The following is a 22,080-nucleotide window of genomic DNA, read 5'->3' on the forward strand; positions in this document are numbered from 1 at the left end:
AGCACTGATCAAGGGATCAGCGCTTGAACGCCTTCACTTCAGCTTCACGCAGGCGTGGGGCCAGCTTGTCGAGGACACCGTTGACGAACTTGTGGCCGTCGGTGGAACCGAAGACTTTCGCCAGCTCGATACCTTCGTTGATCACAACGCGGTACGGCACGTCGACACGCTTGATCAGCTCCCAGGTCGACAGGCGCAGAACGGCCAGTTCAACCGGGTCCAGCTCTTCGATCGTGATGTCCAGGCAGGGAGCCAGGGCCGTATCGATCTCGGTGCGGTGCGCCGGAACGCCGTGCAGGATGTCGTGGAAGTACGCGGCATCGACATCACTGAAATCGTTATCGACCCGGAACTGCGCTTCGATTTCGTTCAGCGATTGCTTGGCCATGTGCCATTGGTACAGCGCCTGAGTCGCGAGCTGACGGGCTTCGCGACGCTTGACGCTTTTCGATGGCTTGCCGGCATCCGCAGGCTTTGGATCGCGCGGGTTGAAACGATCACTTTCGTCGCTAATCACTTGGCCTCCAACTGCGCCAGCAGGCTGACCATTTCCAGAGCGGACAGGGCAGCTTCAGCACCTTTGTTACCGGCCTTGGTGCCGGAACGTTCGATGGCTTGCTCGATGGAATCAACGGTCAGGACGCCGAAAGCGACCGGTACGCCGAACTCCATGGACACCTGGGCCAGGCCCTTGGTGCATTCGCCAGCCACGTATTCGAAGTGCGGAGTACCGCCACGAATGACCGCGCCCAGGGCGATGATTGCCGCGTACTCGCCCTTCTGAGCGACTTTCTGCGCAACCAGCGGGATTTCGAAGGCGCCAGGGGCACGGATGATGGTGATGTCGCTTTCGCTCACACCGTGGCGAACCAGGGCATCAACTGCACCGCTGACCAGACTTTCAACAACGAAGCTGTTGAAACGGCCCACTACCAGAGCGTAGCGGCCTTTGGGGGCGATGAAGGTACCTTCGATGGTCTTCAGGGTCATTCGTTAGATCTCTTAAAGAGCCGGGACGCGTTCAGTACGCGTCCCTCAGTGATTTGTTAGCCGCGAATTCAGGGCCGCAAACAGCCGGTCATTATTCGGAGGGCACGTATTCTACAACTTCCAGATCGAAACCGGATATCGCATTAAATTTCATTGGCGCACTCATCAGGCGCATTTTGCGTACGCCCAGGTCGCGAAGGATCTGCGAACCGGCACCGACAATGCTGTAGGTGGTCGGTTTTTTCACGGCAGTGTGGTCGGCGGTTTCGCGGATGTGCGCCAGCAACACGTCGCCATCGAGCGGGTGACCGAGCAACAGCACCACGCCGCTGCCGGCCTCTGCGACCGCGGCCATGGCGGCGCGCAGGCTCCAGCGGCCCGGTTGCTTGACCATCAGCAGGTCGCGCAGCGGGTCCATGTTGTGCACGCGAACCAGGGTCGGTTCGTCGGCGCACACGGTGCCCAGGGTCAGTGCCATGTGCACGTCGCCTTCCACCGAATCACGATAGGTCACCAGGTTGAATTGGCCCAGTTCGCTGTCCAGCGGCTGCTCGGCAATCCGCTGAACGGTACGTTCGTGGATCATCCGGTAGTGAATCAGGTCGGCGATGGTGCCGATCTTGATGTTGTGTTCGGCAGCGAAAGCTTCAAGTTCCGCGCGACGGGACATGGTGCCGTCGTCGTTCATCACTTCGCAGATCACGCCGCTGGGCTCGAAACCGGCCATGCGCGCCAGGTCGCAGGCGGCTTCAGTGTGGCCGGCGCGCGCCAGGGTGCCACCGGCCTGAGCCATCAGCGGGAAAATGTGGCCAGGGCTGACGATGTCTTCGGCCTTGGCGTCTTTCGCGGCAGCTGCCTGCACGGTGCGCGCACGGTCGGCGGCGGAGATACCGGTGGTCACGCCGGTAGCGGCTTCGATGGACACGGTGAACTTGGTGCCGAAACCGGAACCGTTGCGTGGCGCCATCAGTGGCAGCTTCAGCAGTTCGCAGCGCTCGCGGCTCATCGGCATGCAGATCAGGCCACGGGCGTGCTTGGCCATGAAGTTGATGTGCTCGGCCTGGCAGCACTCGGCGGCCATGATCAGGTCGCCTTCGTTCTCGCGGTCTTCGTCATCCATGAGGATGACCATCTTGCCTTGGCGGATGTCTTCAACCAGTTCTTCGATGCTATTGAGCGCCACAAGGCACCCCCTTGAGTCAGGATTTTAGGTAGCCGTTGGCGGCCAGAAAGCTTTCAGTGATGTTCCCGGACTTTGAGGGCTCTGCGGCCTTGTCGCCCAGCAGCAGGCGTTCCAGGTAACGGGCAAGCAAGTCGACTTCCAGATTCACCCGCCGACCTGGCTGGTACGACGCCATGATGGTTTCGCTCAGCGTGTGCGGAATGATGGTCAGCATGAACTCGGCGCCATCGACTGCGTTCACGGTCAGGCTGGTGCCGTCGACGGTGATCGAGCCTTTGTGGGCGATGTATTTGGCCAGTTCTTTTGGTGCGCGGATGCGAAATTCCACCGCACGGGCGTTCTCGGTGCGGGCAACCACTTCGCCGACGCCATCGACGTGACCGCTGACCAGGTGCCCGCCCAGGCGAGTGGTCGGGGTCAGGGCTTTTTCCAGATTGACCGGGCTGCCGCTTTTCAGGTCATTCATGGCGGTGCAGTCGAGGGTTTCACGACTGACGTCCGCTGCAAAGCCATTGCCTGGCAGCTCGACCGCCGTCAGGCAGACGCCGTTGACCGCGATGCTGTCGCCCAGTTTGACGTCGCTCAGATCGAGCTTGCCGGTTTCTACGTAGACCCGCACATCTCCGCCTTTTGGGGTCAATGCACGAATACTGCCGATGGATTCGATAATGCCGGTAAACATGGAGTCCTCCTCGAGAACAGGCCGTCTTGGCTCAGGCCGGGAATTATACGCTCGCTGCCGGGACAGGGATGGCAATGACTCGCCAGTCATCGCCCACGGCGCGAATTTCGGTGATTTTCAGCTCGGGCGCGTCTTTCATGTGCGCCAATGGCCAGTCCAGTAATGGGCGGGCCGAAGAGCCCAGAAACTTGCCGGCAATGAAAATCTGGAACTCATCCACCAGCCCTTGCTGAGCGAAGGCGCCGGCCAGCCGCGGACCGGCCTCGACCAACACTTCATTGACCCCGCGCGCAGCGAGTTCGACCAGCAGTTTGTGCAGATCGACCAGGCCATCCTCTCCCGCGACGATCAGGCATTCCGGGCCGTTGGCGTATTGCTCTTCGATGGCCATGCAGGTGGCAACCAGCGCCGGGCCGGCCTTGAAGAATGGCGCATTCAATGGCACGCGCAGACGGCCATCAATCAACACGCGAAGCGGTGGACGGCTCATGGCCAGCGCCGTTTGCTCGGCATCCAGCCCCAGTTCGGCGGCACGCACGGTCAATCGGGCGCCATCGGCCAGCACCGTGTCGGCGCCGGTCAGCACCACACTGGCCTGGGCCCGCAGGCGTTGGACCGCCGAACGCGCCGCAGGGCCAGTGATCCACTGGCTTTCGCCGTTTTCCATCGCCGTGCGGCCATCGAGGCTCATGGCCAACTTGACCCGCACGAACGGCAAGCCGTGTTCCATGCGCTTCAAGAAGCCTTCATTGAGTTTGCGCGCCTCGCCTTCCAGCACACCGCTGTCGGTGGCGATGCCTGCCTGGGCCAGGCGCTGCAGACCACGACCGGCAACTTCCGGGTTCGGGTCCTGCATGGCTGCAACCACCCGCGCCACACCGGCATTGACCAGCGCGTCGGCGCAGGGCGGTGTGCGGCCATGGTGGCTGCAAGGTTCGAGGGTCACATAAGCCGTGGCGCCCCGGGCCAGCTCCCCGGCTGCGCGCAGGGCATGAACTTCGGCGTGGGGTTCGCCGGCGCGCACATGCCAGCCTTCGCCGACAATCTGCCCGTCGCGCACGATCACACAGCCGACCCGTGGGTTGGGGTGCGTCGTGTAATGGCCCTTGCGCGCCAGTTCGAGGGCGCGGGCCATGTAATGGGCGTCGAGGATGGCGTGTTCCGGGGAGGTGGTCATTCTTTCACCGGTTCACGGGCCAGGCGGTCGATCTCTTCGCGGAACTCATTGAGGTCCTGGAAGCGGCGATACACCGATGCGAAACGGATGTAGGCGACTTCGTCGAGCTTTTGCAGCTCGGCCATCACCAGTTCGCCGACCACGAGGGACTTGACCTCGCGCTCGCCGGTGGCGCGCAGCTTGTGTTTGATGTGGACCAGCGACGATTCCAGGCGCTCGACACTCACCGGGCGCTTCTCCAGCGCGCGCTGCATGCCGGCACGCAGTTTTTCTTCGTCGAACGGCTGACGGCTGCCGTCGGTTTTGATCAGGCGCGGCAACACCAGTTCAGCCGTCTCGAACGTCGTGAAACGCTCGCCGCAGGCCAGGCATTCACGCCGGCGGCGCACCTGTTCGCCCTCGGCGACCAGACGCGAGTCGATGACCTTGGTGTCGTTGGCACCGCAGAAGGGACAGTGCATGGTGGCAGGCAACAAAAAAAGGGAGGGCCATGGTAGCGCATCCCGGTGGCAAGACAAGCCATAGGGTTTAGGGTATACAGACGCACTACATGGATTTCACCTTGCTGGAGCCGCAAATGTCCCTGAAACCACTCGTGTTGCTCAGTATTTTCAGCCTGCTGGTGGCCTGTGGCAGCAATGTGCCCAAGCCCCAGCCGCCAACACCCGGCCCGGCGCCGCAGGAAGCCCAGAAAAAAGCCCGCGAATCCGCCGACCTCGGCCCGCTGCCGGCTTACCAGCGTGAGCTGAGCGGCAGCCTGCAAGGTGCCCCCGCCGGTGCTGAAATCGAACTGGCGCTGCTGGTGATCGACGAAAAATCCCGTCCGCAACAGCTGCTGGCCAGTTCCACGCTGATCGGCACCAACCAGGTGTTGCCGTTCCGTCTGCGCTTCAACCCCGATGCGTTCCCCGCTGGCGCCCGTGTTGAACTGCGTGGCCGCGTCACACAGTCCGGGCAACTGATTCTGCACCTGCCATCGCAACGCATCAGCCAAGGCACCACCCAGGCACTGGGCCAGCTGCAATTCGTCACCGCCCCATGACTGCACCGCTCGACCTGCAACAGGCCTTGAGTGAGTTGCTGGGCGACGCGCAACTGGTTGCCGTCGCCCTGCCGGACACCGAGTTGAAGCTGTGGCTGATCGACGGCGACAACATGGACCGCGCTTTCAGCCCGGAAGAAACCCGGCGAATCCTGCATGAACCGCCCTACTGGAGTTTCTGCTGGGCCAGCGGCCTGGCGGTGGCACGCTATCTGGCCGAGTTCCCCGAGTGGGTCAAGGGCAAGCGCGTGCTGGATTTCGGCGCCGGCTCCGGGGTTGCCGGGATTGCCGCCGTGAAGGCCGGCGCGCTGGAAGTGGTGGCCTGCGATCTGGACCCGTTGGCGATTGCGGCGTGTCGGGCGAATGCCGAACTCAATGATGTGCAGCTCAGCTACTCGACGGACTTTTTCGCCGAGGCGGATCGCTTTGATCTGATCCTGGTGGCGGACGTGTTGTATGACCGGGCGAATCTGCCGCTGCTCGACGCGTTTCTCAGCCGTGGCCGGGAAGCCTTGGTGGCGGATTCGCGGGTGCGTGATTTCCGTCATCCGCTGTATCGGCGCCTCGAGGTGCTGGAGGCGATGACCTTGCCCGATCTGGCCGAGCCCGAAGAGTTTCGGCATGTGAGCCTTTACCATGCGCGACGTGGCTAAAAGCTTCGCGAGCAGGCTCGCTCTCACAGTTGTTTTGTGTCGATCACAAAATCCTCGTTCGCCACAATTCCACTGTGGGATCGAGCTTGCTCGCGATAGCGTCCTGTCAGTCAATACCTCTCCAACAACCACCCCGCTTCCGGCCAGCCCCCACCAAGCCGTATAGTTGCCTTATTCACGCTTTTACGAGATCCCCCATGAGTCAGGAAACGCCGTACATCTTCGACGCCACGACTGCCGATTTCGACCAGTCGGTGATCGAGAACTCTTTCCACAAACCGGTGCTGGTGGATTTCTGGGCCGAATGGTGTGCGCCCTGCAAAGTGCTGATGCCAATGCTGCAAACCATTGCCGAGGGCTATCAGGGCGAGTTGCTGCTGGCCAAGGTCAATTGCGATCTGGAACCGGACATCGTCGCCCGTTTCGGCATTCGCAGCCTGCCGACCGTGGTGCTGTTCAAGGACGGCCAACCGGTAGACGGCTTTGCCGGTGCACAACCGGAATCGGCCGTACGGGCGATGCTGGAGCCACACGTACAAATGCCGCCACCGGCCGCAGCCGATCCGTTCGAGCAAGCCCAGGCGCTGTTCGATGACAGCCGCTTCGCCGATGCCGAAGCCGTGCTCAAAGTGCTGTTGGGCGAGGACAATACCAACGCCGGCGCACTGATCCTCTATGCCCGCTGCCTCACCGAACGTGGCGAGCTGGCTGAAGCACAGACCGTACTCGACGCGGTGAAAAGCGATGAACACAAGGCCGCGTTGGCCGGTGCCAAGGCGCAGATCCAGTTCCTCGGCCAGGCCAAGGACTTACCTGACGCAGCCGACCTGAAAGCGCGTCTGGCAAAAAACCCGCAGGACGATGAAGCCGTCTACCAACTGGCAATCCAGCAACTGGCCCGCCAGCAATACGACGCAGCACTCGATGCCCTGCTCAAACTGTTCATCCGCAACCGCAGCTACAGCGAAGGCCTGCCGCACAAGACCTTGCTGCAAGTGTTCGAACTGCTGGGCAACGACCACCCGCTGGTGACCACGTACCGCCGCAAGTTGTTTGCCGCGCTGTACTAAGGTTTTTCTATCCAGTTGTAGAGCGGTGTATCGCCACCGCTCAACACCTTCACCTGCGCACAATGGCGCAAGCGCACCAACAAGTGCTTGCCGGACGCCGCGCTGCCGGTCAGTCCTTCCAGTTGCTCCAGCAAATCCGGGCCGCTCAATTGCCCGGCCTTGCGCAGCAAGTCTTTGGCGATCTGCCACAGCGCATCGTCCTGATTCACCGGTTTGGCCGGTGCGGCACTGACTTCTTCGGCCTTGCTGACCTGCAATTGCGCGCCCAGCCGCGCCCAATCACCGTCGTCCATCTCCAGGGTCAAATCCACCGGCCAGTCGCCGATGCTTCCGCGTATTCGCAACATGAGTCTGCTCCTGCACATTTCTGACTTGCATGCTCCCACGGGGGCTTGTGCAACGCCAAGCGGGCGGTCAAACTCAGCGCACTTTCGTTATAAGATTACATAACAAATTATTCACTTTACTTCCGGAGACCCGCCATGCGCCGTCTGCTGCTCGCTCTGCCGTTTGCCCTGTTGCCGCTGGCCGTTGCTCACGCCGCCGAAGAACATGAACACGCCAGCCTCGGTGCCCACGAGCATGGCGTTGGCCGCTTGAACGCAGCGCTGGATGGGCAGACGCTGGAGCTGGAACTCGACAGCCCGGCGATGAACCTGGTGGGTTTCGAACACGTCGCCAGCACTGATGCCGACAAGGCCAAAATCGTCACCGCCCGCACCCAGCTTGAAAACCCGCTGGTGCTGTTCAACCTGCCAAAAGCCGCCGGATGCGTGGTGGCGGCCCAGGAACTGGAAAGCCCGTTGTTCGGTGACCAACCGCCGGTTGACGTCGATGAAGACGAAGACCACGACGAAGACGTCAAAGATGCCGACGGCCACGAGCACCACCACGAACACAGTGAAATCAACGCCCACTACCAGTTCACCTGCGCCGCACCGGGCGCGCTGAAGACCCTGGACCTGGCGAACATCTTCAATACGTTCCCGGCGACCCAGAAAATTCAGGTACAACTGATCGGCCCAAGCGGCCAGCAAGGGGTTGAAGTGACGGCCAAGGCTGCTTCACTGAAGTTCTGATTCCACCACAAATCCCCAGTGTGGGAGCGGGCTTGCCCGCGATGAGGCCGGCACATTCAATAAACTTGTTGTCTGTTCGATCGCCATCGCGGGCAAGCCCGCTCCCACAGGAGAAATGTGTTGGATGTGAAATTGAGATAAACCAATGAAATCGGCGCCATGACCCAAGCACTCATCGAACTGTCCGACCTGGGCTTCAGCTGGCCCGGTCATCCCTTGTTGCTGGACATCCCGGCGTTTCGGCTGGAACCGGGTGAAACCCTGTTCCTCAAAGGCCCCAGCGGCAGCGGCAAGACCACCCTGCTCGGCCTGCTGGGCGGTGTGCAGAAGCCCGATCACGGCAGCATTCGCCTGCTCGGCCAGGAGCTGACCGAACTCGGCGCCGGGGCACGGGATCGGTTTCGCGTCGATCACACTGGCTACATTTTTCAGCAGTTCAACTTGCTGCCGTTTCTCTCGGTACGCGAGAACGTCGAGTTGCCTTGCCACTTCTCCACGTTGCGCGCCGAGCGGGCGAAACAGCGCCACGGCAGCGTCGACCAGGCCGCCGCCACCCTGCTCGCCCACCTCGGTTTGAAGGATGAAAGCATTCTCGGCCGCCGCGCCGATTCGCTGTCCATTGGCCAACAGCAACGGGTTGCTGCCGCTCGGGCGTTGATCGGTCAGCCGGAACTGGTGATCGCCGACGAACCGACCTCGGCACTGGATTACGACGCTCGAGAAAACTTCATTCGCCTGTTGTTCGCCGAATGCCGCGAAGCCGGGTCGAGCCTGCTGTTCGTCAGCCACGACCAGAGCCTGGCGCCGCTGTTCGATCGCCACTTGTCGCTGGCCGAACTCAATCGCGCCGCCACCCTGTCCGAGGTCTGAGATGTATTTGTTTCGTCTAGCCATGGCCAGCCTGGCAAACCGCCGCTTCACCGCAATCCTCACCGCTTTCGCCATTGCCCTGTCGGTCTGCCTGCTGCTGGCCGTCGAGCGCGTGCGCACCGAAGCCAAGGCCAGTTTCGCCAGCACCATCAGCGGCACCGACCTGATCGTCGGCGCCCGTTCCGGTTCGGTAAACCTGCTGCTGTACTCGGTGTTCCGCATCGGCAACGCCACCAACAATATCCGTTGGGACAGCTTCGAACACTTCGCCAACAACCCGAAAGTGAAGTGGGCGATCCCGATGTCCCTTGGCGACTCCCATCGCGGCTACCGCGTCATGGGCACCACCGAGGCGTATTTCGAGCATTACCAGTACGGCCACCAGAAACACCTGGAACTGGCGTATGGCCGGCCGTTTGCCACCGACCCGTTTGAAGTGGTGCTCGGCGCTGAAGTGGCGGATGCACTGCATTACAAACTCGGCGACAAACTGGTGCTGGCCCACGGCGTGGCGGTGATCAGCCTGGTCAAGCACGACGACAAACCGTTCACCGTAGTCGGCATTCTCAAACGTACCGGCACCCCGGTGGACCGCACGCTGCACATCAGCCTGGGCGGCATGGAAGCGATTCACATCGACTGGCACAACGGCGTGCCCGCGCAAGGCAACGCACGGATCAGCGCCGATCAGGCACGCAACATGGACCTGACGCCGCAAGCGATCACCGCGTTCATGCTGGGCCTCAACAGCAAGATTTCGACCTTTGCGCTGCAACGTGAAATCAACGAATTCCGTGGCGAACCGATGCTGGCGATCCTGCCCGGCGTGGCATTGCAAGAGCTGTGGAGCTTGATGAGCACGGCGGAAAAAGCCTTGTTCGTGGTGTCGCTGTTCGTGGTGCTGACCGGGTTGATCGGCATGCTCACGGCGATTCTCACCAGCCTCAACGAACGGCGCCGGGAGATGGCGATCCTGCGTTCGGTGGGCGCCCGACCTTGGCACATCGCAAGCCTGCTGGTGCTGGAGGCGTTTGCCCTGGCGCTGTCCGGGGTGATTGCCGGCGTGGCGCTGCTGTACGTGTGCATCGCCGCAGCCCAAGGGTATGTGCAAGCCAATTACGGCCTGTACCTGCCGCTGGCCTGGCCCAGCGAGTATGAATGGACGCTGCTCGGTGGCATCCTGATCGCCGCCCTGTTGATGGGCAGCGTGCCGGCCTGGCGCGCGTATCGTCAGTCGCTGGCCGATGGCCTGTCGATCCGACTATGAGGACCTTGAACATGCCCCGCGCCCTGCTTGCGCTGTTGATGCTGGTCGCCCTGCCGCTGTGGGCCGCCGAGCCTGCGGAATTGACCTGGCAGGAAATGATTCCGCCAAACGCCCCGCCGGAAGTGCCGAACATGAAGCCGCTGCACGACTTGTCGCAGATGGGCAGCGTGATGGAATCCGCGCCGGCAGCCAAACAGGATCTGCCCAATGCGCCGGTGGTGAAGAGCCTCGATGGGCGCCATATCCGCCTGCCGGGTTACATCGTGCCACTGGAAGTGAGCGAGGAAGGCCGGACCACGGAGTTTCTGCTGGTGCCGTATTTCGGCGCCTGCATCCATGTGCCGCCACCGCCGTCGAACCAGATCGTGTACGTCAAAAGCAAGGTCGGGGTGAAGCTGGACGAGCTGTATCAGCCGTACTGGATCGAGGGCGCGATGCAGGTCAAGGCGTCCACCAGCGAGCTGGCGGATGCCGGGTATCAGATGAATGCCGACAAGATTTATGTGTATGAATTGCCGGAGTGAAACCGGGAATGCTGTGTCGTCTGATTGATTGCCTTCGCGAGCAGGCTCGCTCCCACACTGGATCTGTGCCTCAACACAACTCCCCTGTGGGAGCGAGCCTGCTCGCGAAGGGCCACCAAAGTTCCACAAAAACAAGGACCATCACTGTTTCATTGAGCTGAATCAAAAGACCGTATCAGTTGGCTACTTACCATTAGGACATCAACTATTTTTAATGTCCTTTTGGAGCCCCCATGCACAAGTCCTTGCTCAGCGCTTCGTTGTTTGCCCTCGCGCTCGCAGCCCCGCTCGCCCATGCCTTCGACGCCGGCGACATCATTGTTCGTGCCGGTGCGATCACCGTCGCCCCGAAAGCCAGCAGCTCCAGTGTCAAGGTTGATCAAGGCCCGTTGGCCGGCACCAACCTGGGTGGCAAGGCCACCATGGACAACGACACACAGCTGGGCCTGAACTTCGCCTACATGCTCACCAACAACATCGGGATCGAGTTGCTGGCGGCCTCGCCGTTCGAGCATGACGTGAACCTCAAAGGCACCGGCCTGGGCGCGGCCAACGGCAAGCTCGGCACCTTGAAGCACCTGCCGCCGACCCTGAGCGTCGTGTACTACCCGCTCGACAACAAATCCCCGTTCCAGCCGTATGTCGGTGCCGGTATCAACTACACCTGGATCTACGACGAGAACCTCAGCAGCGAAGCCAAATCCGCCGGGTTCAGCAACTTCAAGGCGAAAAATTCCTGGGGGCTGGCCTTCCAGGTCGGTGCAGACTACATGCTGACCGACAACATCATGCTCAACGCCCAGATGCGCTACATCGACATCGACACTCGCGCCACCGTGGAAAACGATGCCGTGGCACCGGGCACCCGGGCCAAGGTGGATGTGGGCGTGGATCCATTCGTGTACATGGTGGGTCTGGGTTACAAGTTCTAAGAAAAACCTGACTGGCATGTGTGGCAAGGGAGCTTGCTCCCGCTGGGCTGCGAAGCAGACCCAAAACCTGCCACCGCGATTCATCTGGCACACCACTTTGACTGGGTTGCGACTGCTGCGCAGTCGAGCGGGAGCAAGCTCCCTTGCCACAGGGGACCGGGTCGGCCAACGCTAGAATGCCAGCCACAAAAAAGGCGCCGCAACAGGCGCCTTTCTTGTAGCTGCGAAAAACTCAGCGACCCAGCAACCGCGCCAGGCCGACCCGCATCGGCGTCTGCGCCGGGTAGGTGAAGCGCTCCAGCAAACGCCGGTTGTTGGCCCGTGAATGGCGAATGTCGCCGGAGCGCGCCGGACCATAACTCACGGGCGGCAACTCGCCGACCACTTCGCCCAACGCTTCGAGCATTTGCTTGAGCGTCGTGGCCTGATTCCAGCCGACATTCACCGCGCCGACTTCCACCTCGGGTTTCTCGATGGCTTGCACCAGCAAGTCGACCAGATCTTCAACGTAGACAAAATCGCGGGTCTGCTCGCCGTCACCAAACACGGTGATCGGCAGGCCATTTTGTGCGCGCTCGCTGAAAATACTGATGACCCCGGAGTACGGCGAGGACGGATCCTGGCGCGGGCCGAAGATGTTGAAAAAGCGGAAAACCACCGGCTCCAGCCCATGCTGGCGGCGGTAGAAATCAAAGTAGTACTCGCCAGCCAGTTTGTCCGACGCATAGGGCGTCAATGGTGCCTTGGGCGTGTCTTCGTCGATGGACTCGCCTTCGCCATTGTTGCCATACACCGCGGCGCTGGAGGCGAACAACACGCGCTTCACGCCGGCCTGGCGCATGGCTTCGCAGACATTCAGCGAACCGATGAAGTTGCTTTGGTGCGTCTTGACCGGGTCGTCCACCGACGCCTGCACCGAGGCCACGGCGGCCATATGCGCCACGGCGCTGCAACCGATCATCGAACGGGCTACCAGCGCGGCATCGGCGACGTCGCCGACAATCAGTTCGACCTTGGGGTTGTCCAGCGGCAGGTTGCTGCGTTTGCCGGTGGACAGATCATCAAGAATGCGCACCGAGTGGCCCGCGGCAAGCAACGCATCCGTCAGGTGCGAGCCAATGAAACCGGCACCGCCGGTGATGAAAACAGGGCCTTCAGCCATGACGATAAAACCTATCCAGTAAGCCCGGGAGCGCGGCGCGCCAGGCGCGGGGCTTGATCCCGAAAGTGTGCAGAATTTTCTTGCAGGCCAGCACCGCGTGTTGCGGCTCTTCGCCAGCGTCGGGCCGCGCGGCGTGCGCCTGGGCGGTCGGCGCTTCGATGGCCAGCTCGTGCAGATTGCGTGCCTCGGTGAGAATCGCCTGCCCGAGAGCCAGCGGCGTGGTCGCCTCGTGCCCGGCATAGTGATAAGTGCCCCACAGCGGCGCCGCGCAATCGAGTTGCTTGAGCACCGAAATGATCACCCGCGCCGCGTCGTCCACCGGCGTCGGGTTGCCGCGTCGATCATCAGCCATCAGCAGTTCTTCAGGCGTTTCGGCGCGGGCAAGGAAACGCCCAAGCGTGCCGTCGGGGCTGTCATCGAGCAACCAGCCGAAGCGCAACAACACATGCTGCGGACAAGTGGCGCGCACGCTTTGCTCGATCCGCCACAAGGCCTGACCGCGTAGACCCAGCGGCACCGGCTCGTCTTTTTCGCTGTAGGCGGTGGCCCGCGAGCCATCGAACACGCGGTAGCTGGAAGGCTGCAGCAGGACGATGTTGTGATGCTGGCACAGTTCGGCCAGACGCTCGACCGCGCGCTCCTGGCTTGCCAGGCGCGACTCGCTGACCGTCTCCGCCTGAAACCAGTCGAAATAGTAGGCAAGGTTGATCAGCGCGTCCGGGCGGGTGTCGTCGAGCAGTTGCGTCAGGCTCGCGGCGTCCCAGCCGTCTTGCGGCGGGCGGGGGGCGAGGAAGCCGATGTCTTCCTCCGCACCGAGGCGAATCAGCGCCTGCCCAAGGGCATTTCCGCCGCCCAGTAACATAAGGCGCATTCGCATAGAGTCAGCAGGCCCAGTCTGATTGGAACGATGGCTGTATCGACAGCGCACACTGGCGATGTCGTCGATAGATGCCGGAATCGTTGCATTTTGCGGGTTTAGTGCGCAACCGTCATCCGTAAAGTGTAGATACCGGGGATTTGTGTTGCTGCTACTGGCCTCTTCGCGAGCAGGCTCGCTCCCACAAGGGATCTGCGGCGTGCTCACGTCCAATGGGGGAATACCAGAGACTTGCATTGTCTGTACCGGCCTCTTCGCGAGCAAGCCCGCTCCCATAAGGGATCTGCGGCATACACAAATCCAATGTGGGAGCGAGCTTGCTCGCGATAGGGCCATAAGGATCGACGCAGCTCCCAAGCGGTACTTGCATCTTCCCCACCCCGCCCGCATAAATTACTCCATGAATCTGCCCATCCCCATGGACGCTGCCCTGGCTGGCTTCCACCCTGCCGTCAGCGCCTGGTTCAGCAACACCTTCCCGACGGTCACCGCCGCCCAAGCCCGGGCGTGGCCGTTGATCCGCCAGCATCGGTCGACCCTGATCGCCGCGCCCACTGGCTCCGGCAAAACCCTGACCGCATTCCTCGCCGTGATCGACGATCTGGTCCACCGTGGCCTGGACAATGGCGGCCATCTACCGAACGAAACGCTGGTGGTCTACGTCTCGCCGCTCAAGGCGCTGTCCAACGACATCCAGATCAACCTGCAAAACCCGCTGGCCGGCATCACCGAACAGTTGCGCCTCATGGGCCTGCCCGAATTGCAGATCAGCACCGCCGTGCGCACCGGCGATACCCCGCAAAAAGACCGCTCGGCGATGCGCAAGACGGCGCCGCATATTCTGGTGACCACCCCGGAATCCCTATACGTGCTGCTCGGCTCCGATTCCGGGCGGCAGATGCTCAAGACCACGCGCACGGTGATCGTCGACGAAATCCACGCCATCGCCGCCAGCAAGCGCGGCAGCCACCTGGCCCTGAGCCTGGAGCGGTTGCAGGCGTTGTGCGCAGAACCGCTGATGCGCATCGGCCTGTCCGCCACGCAAAAACCCATCGAAGCAGTGTCGCGTTTTCTGGTGGGCCGCGACCGCCCCTGCGAGATCATCGACATCGGCCACGCCCGGCCACGGGACCTGGGCATCGAAGTGCCGCCGGTGCCGTTGTCGGCGGTGATGGCCAACGATGTCTGGGAATTGGTCTACGACCGCCTCGCCGCCCTCGCCCGTGAACACCGCACCACGCTGATTTTCGTCAACACCCGCCGTCTGGCCGAACGCCTGAGCCGGCACCTGAGCGAACGCCTGGGCAAGGACGCGGTGGCCGCGCACCACGGCAGCCTGGCCAAGGAGTTTCGCCTGGACGCCGAACAGCGGCTCAAGCGCGGCGAGTTGCAGGTGCTGATTGCTACCGCCTCGCTGGAGCTGGGGATCGATATCGGCGATGTCGACCTGGTGTGCCAGATTGCCTCGCCACGCTCGATTGCCGGCTTTCTGCAACGGGTCGGCCGCTCCGGGCACCAGGTCGGCGGCACGCCCAAGGGCCGCCTGTTCGCCACCACCCGTGATGACCTGATCGAATGCGCCGCCCTGCTCGACTGCGTGCGCCGGGGGGAACTCGACACCTTGCTGATCCCCGTAGCGCCGCTGGACGTGCTGGCGCAGCAGATCATTGCCGAAGTCAGCTGCCAGGAATGGCAGGAGCAGGCGCTGCTGGAGATATTTCGCCGAGCCTCACCCTACGCCGCACTCGACGAAAAACACTATCAGGCGCTGCTGCAGATGCTCGCCGAGGGCTATAACGGTCGCCAGGGCATCCGTAGCGCCTACCTGCACCGCGACGCCGTGACCCGCACCCTGCGTGGGCGCCGAGGCAGCAAACTGACCGCCGTGACCAGCGGCGGCACGATCCCGGACAACGCCGACTACAGCGTATTGCTGGAGCCGCAAGGGCTGAACATCGGCAGCGTCAACGAAGACTTCGCCGTGGAAAGCATCGCCGGGGACGTGTTCCAACTGGGCAATACCTCGTACCGCATCCTGCGGGTCGACAGCGGCAAGGTGCGGGTCGAGGACGCTCAGGGCCAGCCGCCGACCATCCCGTTCTGGCTCGGCGAAGCACCGGGGCGCAGCGCCGAGTTGTCGTTTGCCGTGGCGCGGCTGCAAGCACAACTCGACGACCTGCTCGGCGCCACGCCCGGCAACTTGCAGCCCAGCCTCGACTGGCTGACCGCCACCCTCGGCCTGAACCTGGCCAGCGCCGAGCAACTGGTGGATTACCTGGCCCGTGCCCGCCTGACCCTGGGCGCCCTGCCGTCGCAAGACACGCTGCTGATGGAGCGGTTTTTCGACGAGTCCGGCGGCACGCAACTGATCATCCACACACCGTTCGGCAGCCGCATCAACCGTGCCTGGGGTTTGGCCCTGCGCAAGCGCTTCTGTCGCACCTTCAATTTCGAATTGCAGGCGGCCGCCAGCGAAGACGCGATCGTGTTGTCGCTGTCCACCAGCCACAGCTTCGAACTGGACGAGGTCTGGCGCTACCTGCACAGCAACAGCGCCGAGCACATGCTGATTCAGGCGGTGCTCGAGGCGCCTCTGTTTGGCGTGCGCTGGCGCTGGAATGCCGGGGTGGCGCTGGCGTTGCCGCGTTATACCGGGGGCCGTAAAGTCGCGCCGCAGATCCAGCGCATGAAAAGCGAAGACCTGATTGCCAGCGTGTTTCCTGATCAGATCGCCTGCGTGGAAAACCTCGCCGGCGAACGGGAAGTGCCCGAGCATCCGCTGGTGGAACAGACCCTCGACGACTGTCTGCACGAAGCCATGGACGCCGAGGGCTGGCTGGCGCTGTTACGGCGCATGGAAAATGGCGAGGTGCGCCTGATCAGCCGCGACCTGCCGGCGCCCTCGCCCTTGGCGGCAGAAATTCTCAGCGCCCGGCCCTACACCTTTCTCGATGACGCGCCGCTGGAAGAACGCCGTACCCAGGCGGTGCTCAATCGCCGTTGGAGCGACCCGCAGTCCACCGACGACCTCGGCGCGCTGGATGCCGAAGCCATTCACGCGGTACGCGACGAAGCCTGGCCAGCGCCGACCAGCGTCGATGAAATGCACGAGGCGCTGATGAGCCTGGCGTGCATCACTGATGCAGAAGCCCAGGCCAATCCGCACTGGCTCGACTGGCTCCATGCTTTGGCCGACGGCGGCCGCGCCAGCCGTTTGCAGATCAATGCCGAACAATCGCTGTGGCTGGCGCTGGAACGGCTGACCTGCCTGCGCGCCCTTTATCCACAGGCGACGTTGCTGCCAGCGCTGCAAGCGCTGCCCGGCTTCGATGAAGCCTGGGTACCGGATGAAGCCGGGCTGGAGGTGATTCGTGCGCGGCTCAGCGCGTTTGGGCCGCTGCCGCTCAACGCGATTGCCGAACCGCTGGGTCTGCCGGTAGCCGATGTCACTCAGGCATTGGCGCATCTGGAGCGCGAGGGCTATGTGCTGCGCGGCCAGTTCACGCCCGGTGCCAGCGTTGAGGAATGGTGCGAACGGCACCTGCTGGCGCGGATTCATCGCTACACGGTCAAGCGTCTGCGGCGGGAAATCGAACCGGTCGCGTTGCAGGATTTCATGCGCTTTCTGTTCGACTGGCAGCATTTGTCCACAGCCACTCAGGGTCAGGGCAGCGCCGTGTTGCCGGCCATCGTCGCCCAGTTCGAAGGCTACCCCGCCGCCGCTTCGGCCTGGGACAGCGACCTGCTGCCGACGCGGCTCAAGGGCTATTCGGCGAGTTGGCTGGATGAGCTGTGCCGCAGCGGCAAACTGGTGTGGACGCGCCAGAGCACCGGCAATAAAGGCGCCGCCACAGGCAGCACGCCGATTCTATTGTTGCCCCGCAGTCAGGTCCGGTTGTGGAGCAGCCTTAGCGAACAGACCCCGGTCAGCGAGCTGTCGCCCAAGACGCAAAAAGTCCACGCCGCGCTCATCGAACACGGGGCGTTGTTTTTCGACGAATTGACCCATGAAGCCCATCTGCTGCGCGCCGAACTGGAAATCGCCTTGCAGGAACTGGTGGGCGCGGGGCTGGTGAACGCCGACAGCTTCGCCGGCCTGCGTGCACTGATCACCCCGGCCAGCAAACGCCAGCAACGCAGCAGCCGACGCGGGCGCGGGGCGTTTGTCGGCGGCATGGACGATGCCGGGCGCTGGGCCTTGCTGCGCCGTGGCGCACCGGTGGCGGTGGTGGAAAACAAGCGCCCGGCAGCGACACCGAGCGACACCCTGGAACACATCGCCCTGACCTTGCTGCGCCGCTACGGCGTGGTGTTCTGGCGTTTGCTGGAGCGCGAAGCGGACTGGCTGCCGAGCTGGCGCGAGTTGCTGCGCACGTTCCACCGCCTGGAAGCACGGGGCGAGATTCGTGGCGGGCGGTTTGTCAGTGGTTTGGCGGGTGAGCAATTTGCCTTGCCCGAGGCGATTCCGTTGCTGCGCGAAGTGCGACGGCGGCCGCATGACGGGAGTCTGGTGGCGGTGTGCGGGGTGGATCCACTGAACCTGGCCGGGACATTGTTGCCCGGGGCGAAAGTGCCGGCGCTGGCAGGGAATCGCTTGGTGTATCGCGATGGCGTGCCGGCGGCGGCGGAGATTGCGGGCAAGCAGGTTTTTTGGGGGGAGTTGGATCAACTGGCCAGTGCTGAATTGCACAGCAAACTGATCAGGCATTGATGGTGTCTGGATCAGCCCCTTCGCGAGCAGGCTCGCTCCCACAGTGATTTGTGAACACTGGAGATCAAATGTGAGAGCGAGCTTGCTCGCGAAGAAGCCATCAGCATCAACACTCATCATTGGGTTCTCGGCTGATCCGGCAACAACACCGACCCATGCTCCGGCACCGGCCCATCATCGTCCACCTCATCCACCTCATCCACCTGCCGCTTGGGCAACAAAACCTGCTGTGGATAAGTCTGCGCGAAATGCACCCATGGGCTGTTATCCACAAGCTTTTTCAGCCGCTGGTTGAACGCCCGGCTCACCGCATATTGCCCACCGGACACGGTGCGGAACTGCGCCGTCAGCGTCACGCCGTTAAGGTCCATCTTGTCCACCCCAAACACATCCAGCGGCCCTTGCAGGTTGTACTTGAGGAAAACGTCATCGCGGATCGAATCCCCGGCTTCGCGAATCAGTTCGATGGCCTTGTCGACATCGGTGTCGTAGGTGAACTGCACCGAGAAGAACGCATAGGCAAATTGCCGCGATTGGTTGGTCACCGCCTTGATCTGGCCAAACGGTACCGAATGCACAAAACCCTTGCCGTCGCGCAGGCGCAGGGTGCGGATGGTCAGGCCTTCGACCGTGCCCGCATGGCCGGAATCGAGCACCACCCAATCGCCAATCGACAGGGTGTCTTCGATGATGATGAACAGCCCGGTAATCACGTCCTGCACCAATTGCTGTGAGCCGAAACCGATGGCCAGGCCGACCACCCCGGCACCGGCCAGCAGCGGCGCAACGTTGATTCCCAGATTGGCCATGGTGGTGATTGCGCAGATCACCACCAGGATGATTTTGATCGCGTTGCGCAGCAGTGGCAGGATGGTTTTTATCCGGGTGCTGGGCTGGCGCGCCGAGCGTTTGCTGACCGGCGGCTTCAGCGCTTCCTGAATAGCGGTGTCGAGCACCACCCAGAACAGCCAGGTCACCAGGAAGATCAAACCGATGCGGCTCAGCGAATCACTGATCGCCCGGCCGATGGAGTTTTGCTCGGCGAATTCGAGCAGCGACACACCCCAGATCCGCCCGAGAATTTCGATGAACGCCACGGCCATGACGATCCGCAACAGCGCATGCAGCAAACTCAGGAAGCGCTCTTTGTAAGCACTGCTGCGCTGGATCGCTTCGGCTTTGCGGGACTTGAACAGGTGCTGGAAAATCGTGCTGAGAAACACCGTGGCGATCAGTAGCACGGTGGTGAGCAAAGCGCAGCGCAGGGCCTTTTGATTGTCCTCGCCGACGCCGATCAGGTTGATCGCCGACACCATCACCATCAACAGGATCGGCCAATACCAGAGCCCGGAAAAAATCCGCAGCGATTCCTGCAACGACGGCTGTTTCAGGCGCTGGGCCAAAGGCCGGTTGCGGATCAGGTGCGCCACCGGGCGCCGCAGGCGAATCACCAGCAGACCGAAAATGATCGAGGCGAACAGACCGGTGAACACCGCCACGCTACTGGTGATGTTGCCGCCCAGTTGGCGGGCGATCTGCGGGCTGGTCAGGGCATCGCTGAGGGCAGCGAGAAAGCCGATCAGGAACAGCGGTTTTGGGCAGTAGTCGCGGATGATCTTCACCGCCGGGCGCTTGTGCCCGGTGTTGAACATGACGATCACGCACAGCAGCATCGAGGTCGAGAAAATGCCGCTGCTGGTGGCGTAGGCAAAACACAGCGCCAGTGCGCGGCCCGCCGAGGCTTCGAGAAAGTGGCTGACGTAAAGCGTCAGTGGCAGCGAAGCCAATGCCGGCAGCGCGTACGGCATCAGGTAGCCAAGCAGGTCCTGGCTGCGCTGGCGGGTTCGCAGCCAACGGCCCTGGATCAGGCGACCGGCGGCAAGACCACCCAGCACGGTGAGCAAGGCGAAGGTGCCAAGCCAGACGCCAGACAGCATCAGGAAGTCGCCGGTCACGCTCCAGCCGGAGCGGGCCGAGGGTTGATTGACCAGTTTATCGACTTCGTCGGCGGCCCGGTCGGCCCGCAGGCGCCAGGCGTCGACCAGGTTGTCGTTGAGGTCCAGCTTGTCCTGGACGTCGTCGATGCTGGAGCTGATGGCCCCGAGCAGGCCGCCCTGCACCAGCGGCTCGGGCTTGGCCGGCGCCTGGGCGGTGGCCGCTGCGGGAATGCCCGGCAGCGTGGCGGCTTGCAACACGGTGCTGCCCATTATCAGCAGCGCCCCCAGCAGTATCGCGGTCTTGAACTTGAGCAAAACGCCGATCTCCTTCAACAGGGTCTGTAAGGAACTGATCGGCAAATGGCGGGCAAGTTCGCTTTTGACCTTGAGATAACCGACACGGGTAGATCCCTGTGGAAGCGAACTTGTTCGCGAAAATGGCGGCACATCCGGCACTGATGTGTCTGAAGCAACGCTTTCGCGAGCAGGCTCGCCCCCACATTGGGTTTGTGTGTTCCTTCGTCGATATTTGCCCTGCACGCAAATATCAAATGCCCACCCCTGTATTTTTCCGCCCCGGTCAAACCCCGACACTGCGCTCCATCAATCACTCACCCGGAGTTGCAGCCATGCCCATTGCCTTGCTGGCGCTGACCCTCAGCGCCTTTGCCATCGGGACGACCGAGTTCGTCATCGTTGGCCTGTTACCCACCATCGGCGCCGACCTTGGCGTCAGCCTGCCGTCCGCCGGGCTGCTGGTCAGCCTTTATGCACTGGGCGTCGCCATTGGCGCCCCGGTGTTGACCGCCCTGACCGGCAAAGTCCCGCGCAAATTGCTGCTGTTGTCACTGATGGTGCTGTTCACCCTCGGCAACCTGCTGGCCTGGAAAGCGCCGAGCTACGAATCGCTGGTGCTGGCGCGGATCGTCACCGGCCTGGCCCACGGGGTGTTTTTCTCGATTGGCTCGACCATCGCCACCAGCCTGGTGCCGAAGGAAAAAGCCGCCAGCGCGATTGCGATCATGTTCACCGGCCTCACCGTGGCATTGGTGACCGGCGTGCCGTTGGGCACATTTATCGGCCAGCATTTCGGCTGGCGCGAGACGTTCCTCGCCGTGTCGGCCCTGGGCGTGATTGCGTTCATCGGCAGCCTGCTCTACGTGCCGAAGAACATTGCCCACAGCAAACCGGCGTCGCTGTTGCAGCAATTGCAGGTGCTCAAGCAGCCGCGTCTGCTGCTGGTGTATGCGATGACGGCGGTCGGTTACGGCGGCTCGTTCATTGCCTTCACCTTCCTTGCGCCGATCCTTCAGGACATTTCCGGCTTCAGCGCCGGCACCGTCAGCCTGGTGCTGCTGGTGTACGGTGTGTCTGTGGCCGTCGGCAATATCTGGGGCGGCAAACTGGCGGACAAACGCGGCCCGATCAGTGCCCTGAAAATTATCTTCGCCCTGCTCGCCGCCGTGTTGTTCGTGTTGACCTTCACCGCCGGCAATCCATGGTTGGCCCTTGCCACCGTGCTGGTCTGGGGTGCGGTCGCGTTCGGCAACGTGCCGGGATTGCAGGTGTATGTGGTGCGTCAGGCTGAGCATCACACGCCGAATGCGGTGGACGTGGCCTCGGGTCTGAACATCGCGGCCTTCAACCTCGGCATTGCCGGTGGCGCGTGGGGTGGCGGCTTGATCGTTGCGCACATGGGGCTGATCCATACCGCGTGGATCGGTGGCCTGGTGGTGCTGGTGGCGCTGGCGCTGACGGCGTGGAGTGGGCGGCTGGACCGGTTGGGGCCGGTGTATGCCAACAGCTCGAACCGCGTCGTCGCCGGACACTAACCTAACCCCACATTTGATTTGTGGTGTTTCTAACAGAATGTGCCGTCTGTAGCCCCATCGAAACTTTCTTGACCGCCCCACAGTCAGCAAAA

General features: G+C 62.5%; 20 protein-coding genes. 10 read left to right on the forward strand and 10 right to left on the reverse strand.

From position 1 onward, the window contains the following. Positions 1-16: 16 nt before the first annotated feature. From nusB to nrdR, 6 genes are all read right to left on the reverse strand, one after another. Positions 17-517, reverse strand: a complete 501-nt coding sequence (nusB, locus tag POF45_RS12425; protein ID WP_007944234.1) for a transcription antitermination factor NusB — start codon at positions 515-517, stop codon at positions 17-19. Then, complete coding sequence (gene ribH, locus POF45_RS12430; protein ID WP_003185938.1) at positions 514-990, reverse strand: 6,7-dimethyl-8-ribityllumazine synthase; 477 nt, start codon at positions 988-990, stop codon at positions 514-516. Before ribH ends, nusB begins: the two co-directional genes overlap by 4 nt. A gap of 91 nt (positions 991-1,081) precedes the next feature. Continuing rightward, entirely contained in the window at positions 1,082-2,173 is a 1,092-nt protein-coding gene (gene ribBA / locus POF45_RS12435) for a bifunctional 3,4-dihydroxy-2-butanone-4-phosphate synthase/GTP cyclohydrolase II (protein ID WP_282315782.1), read from the reverse strand. A 16-nt stretch (positions 2,174-2,189) separates the two neighbouring features. After that, positions 2,190-2,855 carry a riboflavin synthase gene (locus tag POF45_RS12440; protein WP_259496921.1) on the reverse strand — a complete coding sequence of 222 codons (666 nt, stop codon included), beginning with the start codon at positions 2,853-2,855 and terminating at the stop codon, positions 2,190-2,192. Positions 2,856-2,898: 43 nt separating this feature from the next. After that, a complete protein-coding gene (ribD, locus tag POF45_RS12445) occupies positions 2,899-4,032 on the reverse strand; it encodes a bifunctional diaminohydroxyphosphoribosylaminopyrimidine deaminase/5-amino-6-(5-phosphoribosylamino)uracil reductase RibD (protein ID WP_282315783.1) in 1,134 nt (377 codons plus the stop codon). Next, positions 4,029-4,493, reverse strand: a complete 465-nt coding sequence (gene nrdR / locus POF45_RS12450) for a transcriptional regulator NrdR (RefSeq protein ID WP_003228656.1) — start codon at positions 4,491-4,493, stop codon at positions 4,029-4,031. The genes ribD and nrdR overlap by 4 nt, the downstream gene beginning before the upstream one ends. A gap of 116 nt (positions 4,494-4,609) precedes the next feature. Between nrdR and POF45_RS12455 the strand changes: the two genes are divergently transcribed. From POF45_RS12455 to trxA, 3 genes are all read left to right on the forward strand, one after another. After that, the gene (locus POF45_RS12455) at positions 4,610-5,074 is read left to right on the forward strand and encodes a YbaY family lipoprotein (protein ID WP_282315784.1); all 465 of its coding nucleotides are present in this window, start codon (positions 4,610-4,612) and stop codon (positions 5,072-5,074) included. After that, on the forward strand, positions 5,071-5,727 hold the full coding sequence (locus POF45_RS12460; protein WP_282315785.1) for a class I SAM-dependent methyltransferase: 657 nt from the start codon (positions 5,071-5,073) through the stop codon (positions 5,725-5,727). Before POF45_RS12455 ends, POF45_RS12460 begins: the two co-directional genes overlap by 4 nt. A gap of 197 nt (positions 5,728-5,924) precedes the next feature. Beyond that, a complete protein-coding gene (trxA, locus tag POF45_RS12465) occupies positions 5,925-6,797 on the forward strand; it encodes a thioredoxin (RefSeq protein WP_259496925.1) in 873 nt (290 codons plus the stop codon). On the opposite strand, the gene POF45_RS12470 is transcribed toward trxA, so the two are convergent. Continuing rightward, positions 6,794-7,144, reverse strand: coding sequence for a hypothetical protein (locus POF45_RS12470; protein WP_282315786.1), 351 nt, complete (start codon positions 7,142-7,144; stop codon positions 6,794-6,796). The genes trxA and POF45_RS12470 overlap by 4 nt on opposite strands. A 135-nt stretch (positions 7,145-7,279) precedes the next feature. Here POF45_RS12470 and POF45_RS12475 point away from each other — a divergent pair, with 135 nt between their 5' ends. The 5 genes from POF45_RS12475 (at position 7,280) to POF45_RS12495 (ending at position 11,469) form a co-directional block, all read left to right on the forward strand. Next, entirely contained in the window at positions 7,280-7,876 is a 597-nt protein-coding gene (locus POF45_RS12475) for a DUF2796 domain-containing protein (RefSeq protein WP_259496927.1), read from the forward strand. A 159-nt stretch (positions 7,877-8,035) separates the two neighbouring features. Next, the gene (locus POF45_RS12480) at positions 8,036-8,746 is read left to right on the forward strand and encodes an ABC transporter ATP-binding protein (protein ID WP_282315787.1); all 711 of its coding nucleotides are present in this window, start codon (positions 8,036-8,038) and stop codon (positions 8,744-8,746) included. 1 nt (position 8,747) lies between these two features. Next, complete coding sequence (locus POF45_RS12485) at positions 8,748-10,013, forward strand: ABC transporter permease (RefSeq protein WP_259496929.1); 1,266 nt, start codon at positions 8,748-8,750, stop codon at positions 10,011-10,013. An 11-nt stretch (positions 10,014-10,024) separates the two neighbouring features. Further along, positions 10,025-10,537 carry a DUF3299 domain-containing protein gene (locus tag POF45_RS12490; RefSeq protein ID WP_409077906.1) on the forward strand — a complete coding sequence of 171 codons (513 nt, stop codon included), beginning with the start codon at positions 10,025-10,027 and terminating at the stop codon, positions 10,535-10,537. Positions 10,538-10,770: 233 nt separating this feature from the next. After that, the gene (locus POF45_RS12495) at positions 10,771-11,469 is read left to right on the forward strand and encodes an OmpW/AlkL family protein (protein ID WP_259496931.1); all 699 of its coding nucleotides are present in this window, start codon (positions 10,771-10,773) and stop codon (positions 11,467-11,469) included. A gap of 232 nt (positions 11,470-11,701) precedes the next feature. Here POF45_RS12495 and POF45_RS12500 read toward each other — a convergent pair whose 3' ends face one another. After that, positions 11,702-12,631: an NAD-dependent epimerase/dehydratase family protein gene (locus POF45_RS12500; protein ID WP_259496932.1), complete on the reverse strand. Its 930-nt coding sequence runs from the start codon at positions 12,629-12,631 to the stop codon at positions 11,702-11,704. Continuing rightward, on the reverse strand, positions 12,624-13,508 hold the full coding sequence (locus POF45_RS12505; RefSeq protein WP_259496933.1) for an NAD(P)-dependent oxidoreductase: 885 nt from the start codon (positions 13,506-13,508) through the stop codon (positions 12,624-12,626). Before POF45_RS12505 ends, POF45_RS12500 begins: the two co-directional genes overlap by 8 nt. Positions 13,509-13,908: 400 nt before the next feature. Between POF45_RS12505 and POF45_RS12510 the strand changes: the two genes are divergently transcribed. Next, complete coding sequence (locus tag POF45_RS12510; RefSeq protein ID WP_282315788.1) at positions 13,909-18,219, forward strand: DEAD/DEAH box helicase; 4,311 nt, start codon at positions 13,909-13,911, stop codon at positions 18,217-18,219. 116 nt (positions 18,220-18,335) lie between these two features. On the opposite strand, the gene POF45_RS12515 is transcribed toward POF45_RS12510, so the two are convergent. Next, a complete protein-coding gene (locus POF45_RS12515; RefSeq protein WP_259496935.1) occupies positions 18,336-20,471 on the reverse strand; it encodes a mechanosensitive ion channel family protein in 2,136 nt (711 codons plus the stop codon). Positions 20,472-20,785: 314 nt separating this feature from the next. Here POF45_RS12515 and POF45_RS12520 point away from each other — a divergent pair, with 314 nt between their 5' ends. Then, positions 20,786-21,988 (forward strand): MFS transporter, encoded by a 1,203-nt coding sequence (locus POF45_RS12520; protein WP_259496937.1) that lies wholly within the window; start codon positions 20,786-20,788, stop codon positions 21,986-21,988. Positions 21,989-22,080: the final 92 nt, after the last annotated feature.

This window comes from Pseudomonas fungipugnans, from assembly GCF_029955235.1.
GTDB lineage: Bacteria > Pseudomonadota > Gammaproteobacteria > Pseudomonadales > Pseudomonadaceae > Aquipseudomonas > Aquipseudomonas fungipugnans.